The following is a 15,997-nucleotide window of genomic DNA, read 5'->3' as shown; positions in this document are numbered from 1 at the left end:
CCCTCAGCCTGAGCGATTGAGGGGCTAATCACTACATAAATCTGTTTTTAGATTTTGTTGTTCAGGACCAGCTGGCCGTTGTTGTCCAGCGGGATCTGGCTGCCAGGATTGTGATCCATACGGATTTTCCCCTGCTGATCGCCTATTTTATAGGTCACATCGTAGCCCAGCATTTTATCGGATTTGTCATATACCGTTTTACAACGCTGCTGGGTGGTAGTGTAGGTATCGTTGTCCTGCATCGCCCCCTGCAGCTGGTTGCCGGCATAGCCGCCGCCCAGCGCACCTACCACTGTCGCTACACTACGTCCGCGACCGCCGCCAAACTGGTGGCCAATCACCCCACCGGCCACCGCGCCGAGTACCGAACCGGCGATACGGTTTTCATCCTGGACCGGACGACGATGGGTCACCGTGACATTGCGGCATTCCTGACGCGGCGTTTTCACGGTTTCTTTAATCGGTGTACTGGAGACCACTTGCGCATACTGCGGGCCGCGATCTAACACGTTGAGACCAGCGACAGCTGCAACGCCCAGCGCGGCAGCCACGCCTATCCCTATACCCGCCAACATAGATTTATTCACGGGAGATCCTCCTTTGTTGCTGTTGATACAATTTTGCAACCGGAGCCGGGAGGGCGCAAATCAGATAGCGGATGAAAAGTGCGAGAATTCGCAGCAAATCAAGGGGATTCAGAGGATTCCGAGCGGGATCGCCGCGGTTTCAGCAGAAGAGCCCGGAGCGCCGTCAGGGCGGCTCCGGGTAAAGACAGCGTATTAGTGCAGCTTAAGACGCGGGCGAATGATGCGGTTGATGCGCCCGACCAGCATCATCAGGCCGGTTTTGAAATAGCCGTGCAGGGCGATCTGATGCATACGGTACAGGGAGATGTACACGAAGCGCGCAATACGCCCTTCCACCATCATCGAGCCGCGCATCAGGTTACCCATCAGGCTGCCGACAGTGGAGTAATTAGACAGCGACACCAGCGAGCCATGGTCTTTATAGGTGTATGCCTTCAGCGGTTTGCCTTTCATCTGCGCCAGGATGTTGTTCAGCGCGCAGGTAGCCATCTGGTGCGCCGCCTGGGCCCGCGGAGGGACAAAGCCGCCTTCCGGACGCGCACAGGAGGCGCAGTCGCCGATGGCGAAAATATCCGCATCGCGGGTGGTCTGCAGCGTCGGCTCGACCACCAGCTGATTGATACGGTTGGTTTCGAGGCCGCCGATCTCTTTCATGAAATCTGGCGCTTTGATCCCGGCCGCCCAGACCATCAGATCCGCTTCAATATATTCGCCATCTTTGGTGTGCAGACCGCCTGCATCCGCGCTGGTGACCATGGTCTGCGTCAGCACCCGTACGCCCAGCTTGGTCAGCTCATTATGCGCCGCCCCGGAAATGCGCGGCGGCAGTGCGGGCAGAATACGCTCGCCCGCCTCGACCAGCGTGACGTTCAGCGCTTCGTTAGTCAGCCCTTTGTAGCCGTAGCTGTGCAGCTGTTTCACCGCATTATGCAGTTCAGCGGAGAGTTCCACGCCGGTGGCGCCGCCGCCGACAATGGCGATGTTCACTTTACCGTTGGCACCCAGGTTGGCGGAGTATTTGAGGAACAGGTTGAGCATTTCCTGATGGAAACGACGCGCCTGATGCGGGTTGTCGAGGAAAATGCAGTTCTCTTTCACGCCAGGGGTGTTGAAGTCATTCGAGGTACTGCCCAACGCCATCACCAGCGTGTCGTACGGCAGTTTACGCTCAGCCACCAGCAGCTCGCCTTTTTCATTACGCAGCTCGCCGAGGGTGATGGTCTTCCCTTCGCGGTTGATATCCACCACCGAACCCAGTTGGAACTGGAAACCGTGGTTGCGGGCATGGGCCAGATAGCTCAGCGCATCGACACCTTCATCCAGAGAACCGGTGGCCACTTCATGCAGCAGCGGCTTCCACAGATGGCTGTGGTTACGGTCCACCAGGGTGATTTTCGCTTTTTTATGGCGCCCTAACTTTTTCCCCAGCTGAGTTGCCAGTTCCAGTCCGCCAGCGCCGCCACCCACAATTACGATTTTTTTCAATGGCGTAGTCATGTGTACCCCTAAAATTATTAACCAATTGTTAAATAAAAGTTATGATAATAGCCTTTATTTAACAACAGGTTACGTCAATGAAACCATTCAGCACCGTCGAGAATACCATGAACGGTGCATTGGTCATACCAAAATTGATATGCATCAAGTTTTGTCGCGTATTTTTTCAGCGAAACCAATAAGTGTAGGCATAAAAAAACCCGCGCGGTGAACACGGCGCGGGTTTGGCGACAGGGGAAAAGGCTTAACCGAGGGTTTTAAACGCTTTCAGCCGCTGCAGGTGCGGCGAGATGTTTTTAAACTTATGGGTCTGCTCTTCATCCCAGATAATTTCATAATAGTGGTGCAGGAGATCGGCGGAACGCTGGCTGTCCAGCGCTTCGTCCTGCCGGGAGAGCACCACCAGGCAGCGATCGCGATTCTTCTCACGGAAGTTGGTCACACACTTGGTGGCGATGTCAGCATACTCTTCCGGGCGGTCGATTTTGCCTTCCATGTTTTCATGCGGAAACAGGTTTGGATTGAACACCGCCTGGCGGATATCGCACAGAAAACCAATCCGCTCCGCCCAGTAGCCGCCAAGACCGACGCCGCAGATCAGCGGCCGGTCATCGGCGGTAAGCTGCAGCATTTTATCGACCTCTTTCAGCAGATGCTGCATATCGTGCTTGGGGTGGCGCGTGCTATAGCTAATCAACCGCACGTCCGGGTCGATAAACTGCAGCTGCATCACCTTCTCATGGTTACCGGGGCTGTTCGAGTCAAAACCGTGTAAATAGATAATCATCGCATCCTCACCAGACAACAACGCCCCGCAGAGCGTTACGCGGACTTCGCCTCTTGCCAGCGCGCATGAAGCTGCTCCAGCTGGGCACTCACCGTTTTCCAACGGGCTGAATCCCTTAACTCCTGACGGGAAAAGGAACCTTTATGATACAATTTCGTAACACGCTCTGCTTTGATCGGCGACAGGTTATCCAGCACACTGACCGCGCCTTTACGATTATTGCAGACCAGTATCATATCGCAACCGGCGTCAAGCGACGCCTGACCGCGTTCGGCATAGCTGCCCATGATCGCCGCCCCTTCCATCGACAGATCGTCGGAGAAAATCACCCCGTCGAAGCCCAGCTCGCCGCGCAGCACCGTTTTTAACCAGTACGCTGAGCCGCTGGCCGGACGCGGGTCGAGCTCCGGGTAAATCACATGCGCGGGCATGATGGCATCCAGACGCTGTTCGGCGATGAGGCTTTTGAATACCGCCATATCGTGGTCGCGAATCACCGATGCCGGCCGCGGATCGAACGGGGTCTCTTTGTGCGAATCGGCAGTCACCGCCCCGTGCCCCGGGAAGTGTTTACCGGTGGTTTTCATACCCGCGGCGTGCATCCCGTCAATAAAGTGACGCGCCATCGTCAGCGCTTTCTGCGGATCTTCATGATAAGAACGTTCGCCGATCGCGGCGCTGATGTGGCCGACGTCCAGCACCGGCGCAAAGCTAATATCGATGTCCATGGCGATCATTTCGCTGGCCATCAGCCAGCCGGCCTCGGCGGCCAGTTTACCCCCCTCTTCCATCCCCAGCAGCGCGGCGAAAGACTGGGCCGCCGGTAAACGGGTAAAGCCTTCGCGGAAACGCTGAACGCGTCCCCCTTCCTGATCGACCGCCACCACCAGATGGTTCCGGGAGGCATCGCGGATCTGGCGCACCAGCTCCCGCAGCTGCGCCGGATCGTGATAATTACGGGTAAAGAGGATCAACCCTCCCACCAGCGGATGCGCCAGAATCTCTCGCTCTTCCGCATCCAGTTCATACCCTTCGACATCCAACATGACTGGGCCCACACTGACCTCTCTTATCCTTTACGTTCGTTGTCTAACTGACACCATATTTCATCTGCCAGCGTGATAAATTGCCGATCGCCGCTCTGCTGCCAGCGCATTTCATACCATCCCGCCATCAGCAGCAATACCCACGGGCGCCAAAGTACAACCTGCCGCCAAAGCTGCTGCGCGTCGATGGCCGCCCGCCGGGCATACGCCGCCACCAGCTGGCGGCGCTGGTGAGGGGAAATCCACACCGCGGCCAGCTCCAGCGCGATATCGCCATCGCCGGCATATTCCCAGTCGATCAGCCTCAGGCCGGACTCGCTGTGGATAATATTGCCGGCATGGACGTCCATATGCAGCGGCGCCAGCCGCAGAGGACGGGGCTCGCCCCGGCGGCGCAGCCGCTGATGCCAGCGCAGCCAGCGCGGCGTGCGCCGTGCCGGATCGCACGTCTGCCAGTACTGGGCCAGCAGCGGTGCGAGGGTAACACGCCAGCCGAATCGCGGTTGCTGATGCACGTCATACAATAAGTCTGACAGCATAGGGCAGGCCGGTAACTCGCTTTTCACCTCCCCTGCGCAATATTCCACCACCATCCAGCAGGGTGAGTAAAACAGCGGGGCTGGCGCCAGCCTGGCAGGCAGTCGGCGGAGCGCGCGATACTGACGGCGGAAATAACAGGAAGCGGCTGACGGGTCGTGCGGCTGACGTAGCACGTGCCGCTGGTCGCCGTCGCTGATAATCACACTGCCGCCGCTGAGGCCATTCTGGCTCAGCGAGGCGACAGGATGATAGCGGGGGAAGAAGCGCGACAAGAGCTCATCGCGCGTCAGCTTATTGTTGCTGAACAGCACCTTTACCTGACCAGATAATCTCGCCGGTTTGCACCAGCATCAACTGCATCTTCAGTTCAGGCGCGTTGACGTTGCCGGTGGCATTGGAGTAAAGCACATACTGCGCGCCCACGTTGCGGGCGATCCCCATGGCTTTGCTGCGGCTGCCGAGGCTGTCCTGCGGCGACAGGCCCAGCTGCTGTTTGGCGACCCCAAGCTGCTGCGCCGAGACCAGCGTAAACTTACCGTTGCCGGCCAGCGCATTACGCAGCGCGGTAGTGGCTTCTCCCGCATTCAGCGTACCATTGGTGCGGTTGTTCACGCTGTCAACCAGCAGAATACTGCCCGCATTGACGCCGCTGGCCTGCAGCATCTGCCCCACCAGCGGCTGGACCGCGCCGTTCCAGTCATAATGACGCACGCGCGGCGCCGGCTGACCAGACTGCTGATCCTGATGCTCAATGGGCCCCGGCTGCGACGGTACGGCAGGAACCGCCGGTACCGTCGGCACCGTGGGCTGCGGCTGCGCAGGCTGCTGCGGCTGCGGTTTGGCCTCTTCGACCGGCGCAGGCTGCTCACGTAACCCCGCACAGCCTGCGAGGAATATCGCCAGTGCTGTGATTAACGCATAGCGACACATTTTCATCATTATAATTACCCCTTACAGATAAAGATAAAGGCGGGCCTTATGCGCCCCCAGGATATTGGCGCTACCATACAATGTCACCGAAGAGCGTGCCGGAACCACGATGGTGCGCGGCGCTTCCAGCGGATGCATCTCCAGCCCTCGGGCGTCATACCAGAAAAAACGATAGTGCACGGTGACCGGCTGCTGGCGCTCGTTATACAGCGTTGAGGAGGCGGTAGCCTGAATCTCCGTCGCCACCACGGCAGGCTCGCTGGCGCTGATCCCGGCCGCCAGCACGCTCGACTCCATCACCAGCGCCTGCTGGTCAGAAACCGGGATCTCCGGATGTGAACTACACCCGGCCAGCAGTCCCGCCGCCAGGCAAGCGCCCAAAAGGGTCCTGAGCATGGCGTTAGCCTTTATGCGCCAGCATCGGGCCCAGCGGACGACCGCCCAGCAGATGCATGTGGATATGGTAAACTTCCTGGCCGCCGTGGCGGTTGCAATTAACGATCAAACGGTAGCCATCGTCGGCAAGACCTTCATCGCGGGCGATCTTCGCCGCGACGGTCATCATCCGGCCCAGCGCCAGCTCATGTTCGGTGGTGACGTCATTCACGGTAGGAATCAGAACATTCGGGACAATCAGAATGTGGGTGGGTGCCTGCGGGGAGATGTCGCGAAAAGCGGTCACAAGCTCATCCTGATAGACAATATCCGACGGGATCTCCCGGCGAATGATTTTGCTGAAAATCGTTTCTTCTGCCATGACTGATTCCTTATTAGTTTTATCCCATACGCTGGCCTGCTTCTGCAGATAAACGCGGACGCACAGGTTCAGATAAGAGTATGAGCGACATCCTCCCTCTCTTTCAACCTGAAAGCAGTTTTTCTTATTCAACTATAGACTTAGCTGCTGAGGGATTAAGCATTTGCCGGATACTCTTCAGGGTTATCGCCTCAGAAAACCTCACCTCGTAACGTAAAAAAGGCAGCCAATAGGCTGCCTTAGTCTCCCCGATACTACGTCTTAACTGTTACGGATGTACTCATCCATTTCAGTTTTCAGGTTATCGGACTTGGTACCGAAGATGGCCTGTACGCCAGAACCTGCCACTACCACGCCAGCGGCGCCCAGTTTTTTCAGGCCAGCCTGGTCAACTTTCGCTACATCCGCCACGCTAACACGCAGACGAGTAATACATGCGTCGAGGTTGGTGATGTTCTCTTTACCGCCGAAAGCGGCGATCAGAGCCGGAGCCATCTCGCTGGTTGCGCCAGCTTTGCTCTCTTCGGTGGTATCTTCACGACCCGGTGTTTTCAGATCCAGGGCTTTAATCAGCACGCGGAAAATGACGTAGTACACGATCGCATAGCAGATACCGACAATCGGGAACAGCCACAGCTTGCTGCTGTTACCGGACAGGACGATAAAGTCGATCAGGCCGTGAGAGAACGAGGTACCGTCACGCATACCCAGCAGGATACAGATCGGGAACGCCAGACCCGCCAGAATGGCATGGATAACGTACAGGATCGGCGCCACGAACATGAAGGAGAACTCGATCGGCTCGGTGATACCGGTCAGGAACGAGGTCAGTGCGGCGGAGATCATGATACCGCCCACTTTGGCGCGGTTTTCCGGTTTAGCAGAGTGCCAAATCGCGATTGCCGCTGCCGGCAGACCGTACATTTTGAACAGGAAGCCGCCAGACAGTTTGCCCGCGGTCGGGTCGCCTGCCATGTAGCGCGGGATATCGCCGTGGAACACCTGACCAGCCGCGTTGGTGTATTCGCCGATCTGCATCTGGAAAGGAACGTTCCAGATGTGGTGCAGACCAAACGGCACCAGGCAACGCTCGATGAAACCGTAGATACCAAACGCTACCACCGGGTTCTGATAAGCAGCCCACTGGGAGAAGGTCTGGATCGCGGAACCGATCGGCGGCCAAATGAAGGAGAGGATCACGCCGGTGAAGATAGCGGCCAGACCAGAGATAATCGGTACAAAGCGCTTGCCCGCAAAGAAGCCCAGGTATTCTGGCAGCTTGATACGATAGAAGCGGTTGAACATGTACGCGGCGATAGCACCGGAGATAATACCGCCAAGCACGCCGGTATCAGCCAGGTGTTTTGCCGCAATCTCTTCAGCAGGTAAATGCAGCACCAGCGGCGCAACCACCGCCATGGTTTTCACCATGATGCCGTAAGCCACGACTGCAGCCAGTGCGGATACACCGTCGTTATTGGTGAAGCCGAGGGCCACACCGATAGCGAAGATCAGCGGCATGTTGGCGAAAACTGAACCGCCTGCTTCTGCCATAACGTGGGAGACCACGGCTGGCAGCCAGCTGAAGTTTGCGGAACCGACGCCCAGCAGGATACCTGCGATAGGCAGTACGGATACCGGCAGCATCAGCGATTTACCGACCTTCTGCAGGTTAGCAAATGCATTCTTAAACATAATTGAGAGTGCTCCTGAGTATTTGGTACTTTTTTACGTTTTCACGCATTGGCCCGGGGGGAGAACCGTGCCGTGGACAGGACATCTAAGCGCCCTTTATTTATTACACAGAGTAAAATAATTAACGGGATGATTGTTTGACGGCTATCACGTTTCAATCAGCCTTACGGTAAAAATTTACATCAGCTTACATAAGTTGTATCCAGATGTTGCCAAAAAACCTTCACCGCCACTTTTGTGGCGGTGAACTTTACTCGCTTTGGTTATTAATTACGAGCCTTAAAATAATAAGCAGATCAAGCAGGTTGTAAGCGGGCGGGGTCAATATGGAACAGAGTGGCAAAATTATCGGTGGTCTGCTGGGCCAGTTGCTCCAGCGACACGCCTTTCAGTACCGCCATGTATTCCGCAACGTCACGGACCAGCGCCGGCTGGTTCTCTTTGCCGCGATGGGGGACTGGCGCCAGGTACGGCGAATCGGTCTCCACCAGCAGGCGATCCAGCGGAACATAGCGCGCCGCATCGCGCAGCTGCTCGGCGTTACGAAAAGTGACGATACCGGAAAACGAGATATAGAACCCCATGTCGAGCAATTTACCCGCTGTCTCCCTGTCCTCAGTGAAACAGTGTAGTACGCCACCGCAATCCGTCACCTTTTCTTCGCGTAAAATGGCCAGGGTATCGGCGCGCGCGTCACGGGTGTGGACGATCACCGGCTTATTCAGCTCGCGGCCAATGCGTATGTGGTCGCGAAACGAGGTTTGCTGCTGGGCTTTGGTTTCCGGGGTATAAAAATAATCCAGACCGGTCTCCCCCATCGCCACAACGCCCTCTTCCGCCGCCAGCGTGCGCAGGGTCTCCACCTCGTAGGCTTCGTCCTGGTTTAACGGATGCACGCCGCAGGAGAAGACGACGTTGTCACGCGTCCCCACCAGCTCACGCATACTGCGGTAGCCGGGCAAGGTCGTGGCGACCGCCAGGCAGAATTTCACATCGCGTGCGGCCGCTTTTGCCAGCACGTCGTCGACGTTTTTGTGCAGAGTTTGATAATCCAGACCATCAAGATGGCAGTGGGAGTCGACTAAAAACATAATGTCTCACTCAGAGGTGGGATACGGGTAAAACCGTCCCGGGTTGCAGGTAATGTTCCCAGCGCAGCAGGCGCTCGGTGAGCAGCAGTTCGCGGTTGACGCCGACGACGTTCAGCAATTGCTCACGGCAGGTACAGACGTCATGGGCGATCGCCTGCAGCCGGGCGGCGGGCAGGCTGTGCGCCAGCTGCTCCAGCAGCGGCCAGACGTCCGGGTTACTCACCAGGGCAATCCCCTGCTGTCGTTTTTGCGCATCGACCAGCAGCGATGCCAGCCAGTGCAGGCGAACCGCCGCCTGTTCATGATTGAGTATCGGCAGCAATGCCAGCCAGTCACCACTCGCCAGGGTGGCCGCCAGCGCCTGACACAGCTGCTGCCGCGCCGTCCACTGCGGTTCCTGTAATAGTTCGAGCGCCGCGGCCGGCGCGCTGGCGCACAGACGCAACGCGGTCAACAGCGACTCCTGCGGCAGGTTCACCTCTCGCTCCAGCCAGGCCAGGGCATAAGACTCCGACGGCGGCGCCAGGTGGTGCAGGCGACAACGGCTGCGCAGAGTCGTCAGCAGACGCGCCGGCTCCTGGCAGGCGAGGAAGAACCAGGTATTCTCCGGCGGCTCCTCCAGCGTTTTCAGCAACGCGTTGGCGGCGGCATCGGTCAGCAAAGCGGCATCGCTAATCCACACCACTTTCGCCCCACCGAGGCGCGCGCGCTCATAGAGCTTTTCATTGACATCGCGCACCGCATCAATGCCCAGCGCACTCTTGCCCTTTTCGGGGATCAGCGGATAGTAATCGGGATGTGTGCCGGCCTGCATCAGCTGGCAACTATGGCAGCGGCCGCAGCTTTTATGTCCTTCGGGCTGGCGGCACATCAGGAAGCGGCACAGCGCGTAAATCAACGCCTCACCGCCCATCCCGCTCAGAGACTGTAACAGCAAGGCGTGGTGGCCTCGTCCGGCCTGATAGCTTCCGACCAGTTGCTCGAACGACGGGCGCAGCCACGGATACCATTTCATGCCGGTTGCTCCGCCATCCACTGGGCGATTGTGGCGCGTATGTCGCGAGCGACGGCGTCGAGCGGCTGGGTCGCGTCAACCGTACGGATCGACGGGTCTGCAGCGGCCAGCTCAAGGTAGCGCGCGCGGGTGCGATTGAAGAAGTTCATGGACTCCTGCTCAATGCGATCCAGTTCGCCGCGGGCCCGGGCGCGCTGCAGCCCCACTTCCGGCGTGACGTCGAGGTACAGCGTCAGATTGGGGCGGAAATCGCCGAGTACCGCGTCGCGCAGCGTCGCCAGCATCGTACGGTCGATTCCCCGGCCGCCGCCCTGATAAGCCTGAGTCGACAGATCGTGACGATCGCCGATCACCCACTGGCCGCGGGCCAGCGCGGGCTTAATCACGGTCTCCACCAGCTGGACGCGCGCCGCGTAAAACATCAGCACTTCCGCTTTATCATTAATGACCTCATCACCCGTGGACTGGATATCCAGCACCAGGCTACGCAGTTTTTCGGCAAGGACAGTGCCCCCCGGCTCGCGGGTAAACACCATATCGTGAATACCTGCCGACTGCAGCGTCTCCACCACCAGCTGACGTGCGGTGGTCTTCCCGGCGCCCTCCAGCCCCTCGATGACGATATAGTTACTGCGCATTTTTTTCCTTAAGTACTTTCAGATAGTCCTGCACCGCACGGTTATGACTGACCAGGTTTGTGGTAAACGTATGGCCCCCTTTCCCGTCGGCGACAAAATAGAGGTATGACGTTTTCGCCGGATGGGCGGCCGCCTTCAGCGACGCCTCGCCCGGCACTGCGATAGGACCAGGCGGCAGGCCGCTGATGGTATAAGTGTTGTATGCGGTCGGCGTCTCGAGATCCTTACGCGTTAACTTACCAGTATACCCCTCGCCCATCCCGTAGATCACGGTCGGATCGGTCTGTAAGCGCATACCGATGCGCAGGCGATTGATAAATACCGACGCGACGCGGTCGCGCTCTTCCGCCACCGCGGTCTCTTTCTCAATAATCGAGGCCATGGTCAACAGCTGGTTCTGATCGGCATAGGGCAGATTGTCCATCCGTCCTTCCCAGATCTTCGCCACTTCGGCGACCATTTTCTGATGCGCGCGCTTGAGGATGGCGATATCGCTGGTATTGGCGGTGTACATCCAGGTATCCGGCCAGAACCAGCCCTCCACCCAGTCGGCATGCTCAAGACCTAACGTCTTAGCCACCGTCGCGTAGCTATCATCCTCGAGAGTGTGCTTCACGTACGGGGCATCGCGCAGCTGGCGCAGGTAGTCGCTGACGCGCATACCTTCGACAAAGCGCAGCGGAAACTGCGCCTCTTTACCGCTGGCCAGCAGCTGCAGCATCTCGCGCACCGTCATCTGCGGCGTGAAGCGATAGGTCCCGGCTTTGAAGTGAGACAGCTCAGGTTCCACCCGCAGCAGCCACTGGAAAACGCGCGGGCGGTTGATCACCTTCTCGCGATAAAGATCCTGGCCCAGCGCCAGACGGCCGGTACCGGGCTCCAGGGTGAAAATGGTCTCTTCTTTAATCAGCAGCTTGCTGTCCGCCAGCTGGCGTACTTTCCACATGCCTGCCGCCGCGGCGATGCCCAGCACCACCACTAACAGCAGAATAAAACGTAACATTTTCTTCATACTAACCAGACAGCTCACACAAAGGGGCTAAAAAATGGTAAAGCTCGCGCGAGGACCAGACGGTCTCCTCCCAGCGACGAACCGGCACCAGCGGCATCAGCGCATTGCAGATCAGCACTTCATCGGCTTCACGCAATACCTTAGGACGCGCTGTCACTTCGACAACGCGAAACGCCGATGGTGCCAGCTGTGCGATACAGCGCTGCCGCATAATGCCGTTGACCCCGGCGTAATCGAGCCGCGGAGTAAATACATCCCGTCCCTGACGCCAGAATAAATTCGCGGCACAGCATTCCGTAAGCCACCCGTCACTGTCAAGGACCAGCGCCTCATCGGCGTCCGTCTGCTCAAGATGAGAGCGGATCAGTACCTGCTCAAGGCGATTAAGATGCTTCAGTCCGGCAAGCCACGGGTTGCGCCCCAGGGGCACCGGGCTCTGGGTCAGGGTAATGCCCTCCTCCCGCCAGCGCGCATAATGCGCCGGGAATGGAGAGACACTGAGAATGCGGGTGGGCGACACGCAGCCCGCCGTACTGTATCCCCTTCCCCCAACGCCGCGGGTGAGGATCACCTTCAACACGCCCTGCGCGTGCGGCCGCGCCAGACGTTGCATCTCTTCGCTCAGCGTCAGCCAGTCGTGAAATGGTATTTGTAATTTTTCACAGGTTGTCTGCAAACGCTGCAGATGGGCGTCCAGTAGCGCAACCTGCCCCTGCTGGATGCGGGCGGTGGTAAAACAGCCGTCGCCAAACTGGGCGGCGCGATCGTTCGCCGCCAGCGTGTCCTGTTCAACGCCATTTATCAAGAACATAAAGGACTCCTTTTCACTGGTCGGTGAGTGTCTCAGGACACGGAGCAGAGGACAAGCGGAGAAAGCCGAATAAAAAAGGCCCGACGAACGGGCCTTTTGTTAAAGCAGTACCGGGGCAAGCCCTGTCACACTTTTTTGAAGATCAGCGAACCGTTAGTGCCGCCAAAACCGAAGGAGTTGCACAGGGTGTACTCCATACCGGAAACCTGACGCGCTTCGTGTGGCACGAAATCGAGGTCGCAGCCCTCATCCGGGTTGTCGAGGTTGATCGTCGGCGGAACCGCCTGGTCGCGCAGCGCCAGGATAGAGTAGATCGACTCTACGGCCCCTGCCGCGCCCAGCAGGTGCCCGGTCATGGATTTGGTGGAGCTCACCATGACGCGGCTCGCCGCATCACCGAAGACTGACTTAACGGCCTGCGCTTCTGCTTTATCGCCCGCCGGCGTCGAGGTGCCGTGGGCGTTGACGTAGCCAATCTGGCCCGGTTCGATGCCCGCATCGCGAATGGCATTCACCATCGCCAGCGCGGCGCCTGCGCCATCTTCCGGCGGTGACGTCATGTGGTAAGCATCGCTGCTCATGCCGAAGCCAACGATCTCGGCGTAGATTTTGGCACCGCGTTTTTTAGCATGCTCGTACTCTTCCAGCACCACCATACCCGCGCCGTCGCCCAGCACGAAGCCGTCGCGATCTTTATCCCACGGACGGCTCGCCGCCTGCGGGTTGTCATTGCGCGTGGAGAGCGCACGCGCCGCGCCGAAGCCGCCCACGCCAAGCGGGGTACTGGCTTTTTCCGCACCGCCTGCCACCATCGCATCGGCATCGCCATAGGCGATGATGCGCGCGGCCTGGCCGATGTTGTGCACGCCTGAAGTACACGCGGTCGCGATAGAGATGCTTGGCCCACGCAGACCAAACATGATGGTCAGATGCCCGGCCACCATGTTAACAATTGTGGAAGGAACGAAGAATGGGCTGATCTTACGCGGTCCGCCGTTAACCAGCGAACTGTGGTTTTCTTCGATCAAGCCGAGACCGCCAATACCGGAGCCGATAGCGGCGCCAATACGGGTTGCATTCTCTTCCGTCACTTCAAGGCCAGAATCCTGCATGGCCTGAACGCCAGCGACAATTCCATATTGAATGAAGGCATCCATCTTGCGCTGTTCTTTGCGCGAGATAATGTCATCACAGTTAAAATCCTTTACTAAGCCAGCAAATTTCGTTGCATAGGCGCTAGTATCGAAATGGTCGATCAGGCTGATGCCACTCTGACCGGCAAGGAGAGCTTTCCAGGTAGACTCTACGGTATTGCCGACAGGAGACAACATGCCCAGTCCGGTCACAACTACACGACGCTTAGACACGTTTGTCCTCCAGGGAGGGAAAATAGATTCTTGTGGGACAATAAAAAGATAAAACTCAGGCGGTCGAATGACCGCCTGGAGATGTTCACTTACGCCTGGTGGCCGTTGATGTAATCAATGGCAGCCTGAACGGTGGTGATTTTCTCAGCTTCTTCGTCCGGAATCTCAGTATCAAACTCTTCTTCCAGAGCCATTACCAGCTCAACGGTGTCAAGAGAATCAGCGCCCAGGTCTTCAACGAAGGAAGCATTGTTGGTAACTTCTTCCTGCTTAACGCCCAGCTGCTCGCCGATAATTTTCTTAACGCGTTCTTCGATAGTGCTCATACTCTTAAATTTCCTATCAAAACTCGCTTTCGCGATGGTTTTCGTAGTGTATAAAATGTTGAAAAATTTGCAACTAAATCCCGGCAGGTCTTACCACGATTTTGCGCTATTTTGAGGCCGTTTGCCCTAAGAACGCAAATCTTTTCGCACAAAACCGCACAGGGAACCGTGCGAAGTGCGCGGTTCCTGAACGTTTTGCACAAATCTCGGTCAGACCATGTACATTCCGCCGTTGACGTGCAGCGTTTCACCAGTGATGTAACTTGCTTCGTCAGAGGCTAAAAATGCAACCGCGCTGGCGATTTCATTTGGGGTGCCAAGGCGCCCCGCAGGAACTGCCGCCAGCGTACCCGCACGCTGCTCATCGGTCAGCGCACGCGTCATGTCCGTTTCAATAAAGCCCGGAGCAACAACGTTTACAGTAATACCGCGGGACGCAACTTCACGCGCCAGTGATTTACTGAAGCCGATCAGACCCGCTTTCGCCGCAGCGTAGTTGGCCTGACCCGCATTTCCCATGGTACCAACCACAGAACCGATAGTGATAATACGTCCATGACGCTTTTTCATCATAGCGCGCATTACCGCTTTTGACAGACGGAAAACCGATGACAGGTTGGTTTCGATAATATCGTTCCACTCGTCATCTTTCATGCGCATCAACAGATTGTCGCGAGTGATCCCGGCATTATTCACCAGGATATCCACTTCGCCAAACTCTGCGCGCACATTTTCCAGAACAGATTCAATAGATGCCGGGTCGGTCACATTCAACATCAGACCTTTACCGTTGGCGCCTAAATAGTCGCTGATGGCCTGCGCGCCGCTTTCGCTGGTCGCAGTACCGATAACTTTCGCGCCACGAGCGACGAGCGTTTCAGCGATTGCACGGCCAATACCGCGGCTTGCACCGGTAACCAGCGCGATTTTTCCTTCAAAACTCATGGTTTTCCTCTTTTATTGCTCAAGCGCCGCAGACATCGCCGCCGGCTCGTTAAGCGCGGAAGCGGTCAGGGTGTCAACAATACGTTTGGTCAGGCCGGTGAGGACTTTACCCGGGCCAACTTCATACAGATGCGTTACGCCCTGCGCCGCCATAAACTCAACGGTTTTGGTCCACTGGACCGGGCTGTACAGCTGGCGTACCAGCGCGTCGCGAATGGCGTCCGGCGTGGTTTCGCATTTCACGTCGACGTTATTCACTACCGGAATCGTCGGCGCGTTGAAGGTGATTTTCTGCAACTCCAGCGCCAGTTTTTCTGCAGCTGGCTTCATCAGCGCGCAGTGGGACGGCACGCTCACCGGCAGCGGCAGCGCGCGTTTGGCGCCGGCGGCTTTACAAGCGGCGCCAGCGCGTTCAACGGCCTCTTTATGCCCGGCGATAACCACCTGGCCCGGGGAATTGTAGTTCACCGGAGAGACAACCTGCCCTTCGGCCGATTCTTCACAGGCTTTGGCGATAGAAGCGTCATCCAGGCCGATAATCGCGGACATGGCGCCGGTACCTTCCGGTACGGCTTCCTGCATGAATTTCCCGCGCAGTTCAACCAGACGAACGGCATCAGCGAAACCGATAACCCCTGCGCAAACCAGCGCGGAGTATTCGCCGAGGCTGTGGCCCGCCAGCAGGGTCGGCGCTTTGCCGCCCTGCTGCTGCCAGACGCGGTATAGCGCCACGGAGGCGGTCAGCAGCGCCGGCTGAGTCTGCCAGGTTTTATTCAGTTCTTCTGCCGGGCCCTGTTGAGCCAGCGCCCACAGATCGTAACCCAACGCTGCGGACGCTTCACCGAAGGTCTCTTCAATCACCGGCCAGGTGGCAGCCATATCGGCCAGCATGCCTACGGCCTGGGAACCTTGTCCCGGGAACACAAAAGCAAATTGCGTCATGTTTAAATCCT

The 15,997-nt window shown here is 57.7% G+C and carries 18 protein-coding genes; all 18 read right to left on the bottom strand.

What is annotated here, in order from left to right:
* Positions 1-47 precede the first annotated feature (47 nt).
* Positions 48-587, bottom strand: a complete 540-nt coding sequence (locus AS136_RS21645) for a glycine zipper 2TM domain-containing protein (RefSeq protein ID WP_008805999.1) — start codon at positions 585-587, stop codon at positions 48-50.
* A gap of 192 nt (positions 588-779) precedes the next feature.
* On the bottom strand, positions 780-2,084 hold the full coding sequence (locus AS136_RS21640; RefSeq protein ID WP_008805997.1) for an NAD(P)/FAD-dependent oxidoreductase: 1,305 nt from the start codon (positions 2,082-2,084) through the stop codon (positions 780-782).
* Positions 2,085-2,328: 244 nt separating this feature from the next.
* The gene (gene ycfP, locus AS136_RS21635) at positions 2,329-2,871 is read right to left on the bottom strand and encodes an alpha/beta hydrolase YcfP (protein WP_002900775.1); all 543 of its coding nucleotides are present in this window, start codon (positions 2,869-2,871) and stop codon (positions 2,329-2,331) included.
* A gap of 35 nt (positions 2,872-2,906) precedes the next feature.
* The gene (gene nagZ, locus AS136_RS21630) at positions 2,907-3,917 is read right to left on the bottom strand and encodes a beta-N-acetylhexosaminidase (RefSeq protein WP_162494430.1); all 1,011 of its coding nucleotides are present in this window, start codon (positions 3,915-3,917) and stop codon (positions 2,907-2,909) included.
* A 23-nt stretch (positions 3,918-3,940) separates the two neighbouring features.
* A complete protein-coding gene (gene thiK / locus AS136_RS21625; protein ID WP_016160619.1) occupies positions 3,941-4,768 on the bottom strand; it encodes a thiamine kinase in 828 nt (275 codons plus the stop codon).
* Positions 4,749-5,387, bottom strand: coding sequence for a penicillin-binding protein activator LpoB (gene lpoB, locus AS136_RS21620; RefSeq protein WP_162493324.1), 639 nt, complete (start codon positions 5,385-5,387; stop codon positions 4,749-4,751). The genes thiK and lpoB overlap by 20 nt, the downstream gene beginning before the upstream one ends.
* Positions 5,388-5,408: 21 nt before the next feature.
* Positions 5,409-5,783, bottom strand: a complete 375-nt coding sequence (locus tag AS136_RS21615; protein ID WP_023322316.1) for a YcfL family putative periplasmic lipoprotein — start codon at positions 5,781-5,783, stop codon at positions 5,409-5,411.
* A gap of 4 nt (positions 5,784-5,787) precedes the next feature.
* Complete coding sequence (gene hinT / locus AS136_RS21610; RefSeq protein ID WP_004204571.1) at positions 5,788-6,144, bottom strand: purine nucleoside phosphoramidase; 357 nt, start codon at positions 6,142-6,144, stop codon at positions 5,788-5,790.
* A 261-nt stretch (positions 6,145-6,405) separates the two neighbouring features.
* Positions 6,406-7,839 carry a PTS glucose transporter subunit IIBC gene (gene ptsG, locus AS136_RS21605; RefSeq protein WP_008805993.1) on the bottom strand — a complete coding sequence of 478 codons (1,434 nt, stop codon included), beginning with the start codon at positions 7,837-7,839 and terminating at the stop codon, positions 6,406-6,408.
* A gap of 296 nt (positions 7,840-8,135) precedes the next feature.
* The gene (locus AS136_RS21600; protein WP_008805992.1) at positions 8,136-8,930 is read right to left on the bottom strand and encodes a metal-dependent hydrolase; all 795 of its coding nucleotides are present in this window, start codon (positions 8,928-8,930) and stop codon (positions 8,136-8,138) included.
* 10 nt (positions 8,931-8,940) lie between these two features.
* A complete protein-coding gene (holB, locus tag AS136_RS21595; protein WP_012968571.1) occupies positions 8,941-9,945 on the bottom strand; it encodes a DNA polymerase III subunit delta' in 1,005 nt (334 codons plus the stop codon).
* Entirely contained in the window at positions 9,942-10,583 is a 642-nt protein-coding gene (tmk, locus tag AS136_RS21590) for a dTMP kinase (RefSeq protein ID WP_008805990.1), read from the bottom strand. The genes holB and tmk overlap by 4 nt, the downstream gene beginning before the upstream one ends.
* Positions 10,573-11,595, bottom strand: coding sequence for a cell division protein YceG (gene yceG / locus AS136_RS21585; RefSeq protein WP_063266970.1), 1,023 nt, complete (start codon positions 11,593-11,595; stop codon positions 10,573-10,575). The genes tmk and yceG overlap by 11 nt, the downstream gene beginning before the upstream one ends.
* A 1-nt stretch (position 11,596) precedes the next feature.
* Positions 11,597-12,406 (bottom strand): aminodeoxychorismate lyase, encoded by an 810-nt coding sequence (gene pabC, locus AS136_RS21580; protein ID WP_063266969.1) that lies wholly within the window; start codon positions 12,404-12,406, stop codon positions 11,597-11,599.
* A gap of 125 nt (positions 12,407-12,531) precedes the next feature.
* Positions 12,532-13,773, bottom strand: a complete 1,242-nt coding sequence (gene fabF / locus AS136_RS21575; protein WP_012542241.1) for a beta-ketoacyl-ACP synthase II — start codon at positions 13,771-13,773, stop codon at positions 12,532-12,534.
* Between the two features lie 89 nt (positions 13,774-13,862).
* Positions 13,863-14,099, bottom strand: a complete 237-nt coding sequence (gene acpP, locus AS136_RS21570) for an acyl carrier protein (RefSeq protein WP_000103754.1) — start codon at positions 14,097-14,099, stop codon at positions 13,863-13,865.
* 210 nt (positions 14,100-14,309) lie between these two features.
* Positions 14,310-15,044, bottom strand: a complete 735-nt coding sequence (gene fabG, locus AS136_RS21565; RefSeq protein WP_002899294.1) for a 3-oxoacyl-ACP reductase FabG — start codon at positions 15,042-15,044, stop codon at positions 14,310-14,312.
* 12 nt (positions 15,045-15,056) lie between these two features.
* Positions 15,057-15,986, bottom strand: a complete 930-nt coding sequence (fabD, locus tag AS136_RS21560) for an ACP S-malonyltransferase (protein WP_012542242.1) — start codon at positions 15,984-15,986, stop codon at positions 15,057-15,059.
* Positions 15,987-15,997 lie beyond the last annotated feature (11 nt).

Origin of the sequence: Klebsiella sp. D5A (genome assembly GCF_001620885.1) — a bacterium.
GTDB lineage: Bacteria > Pseudomonadota > Gammaproteobacteria > Enterobacterales > Enterobacteriaceae > Klebsiella > Klebsiella variicola.
The sequence above is the reverse complement of the archived record's forward strand: the minus strand, read 5'-3'. Positions and strand labels throughout refer to the sequence as shown.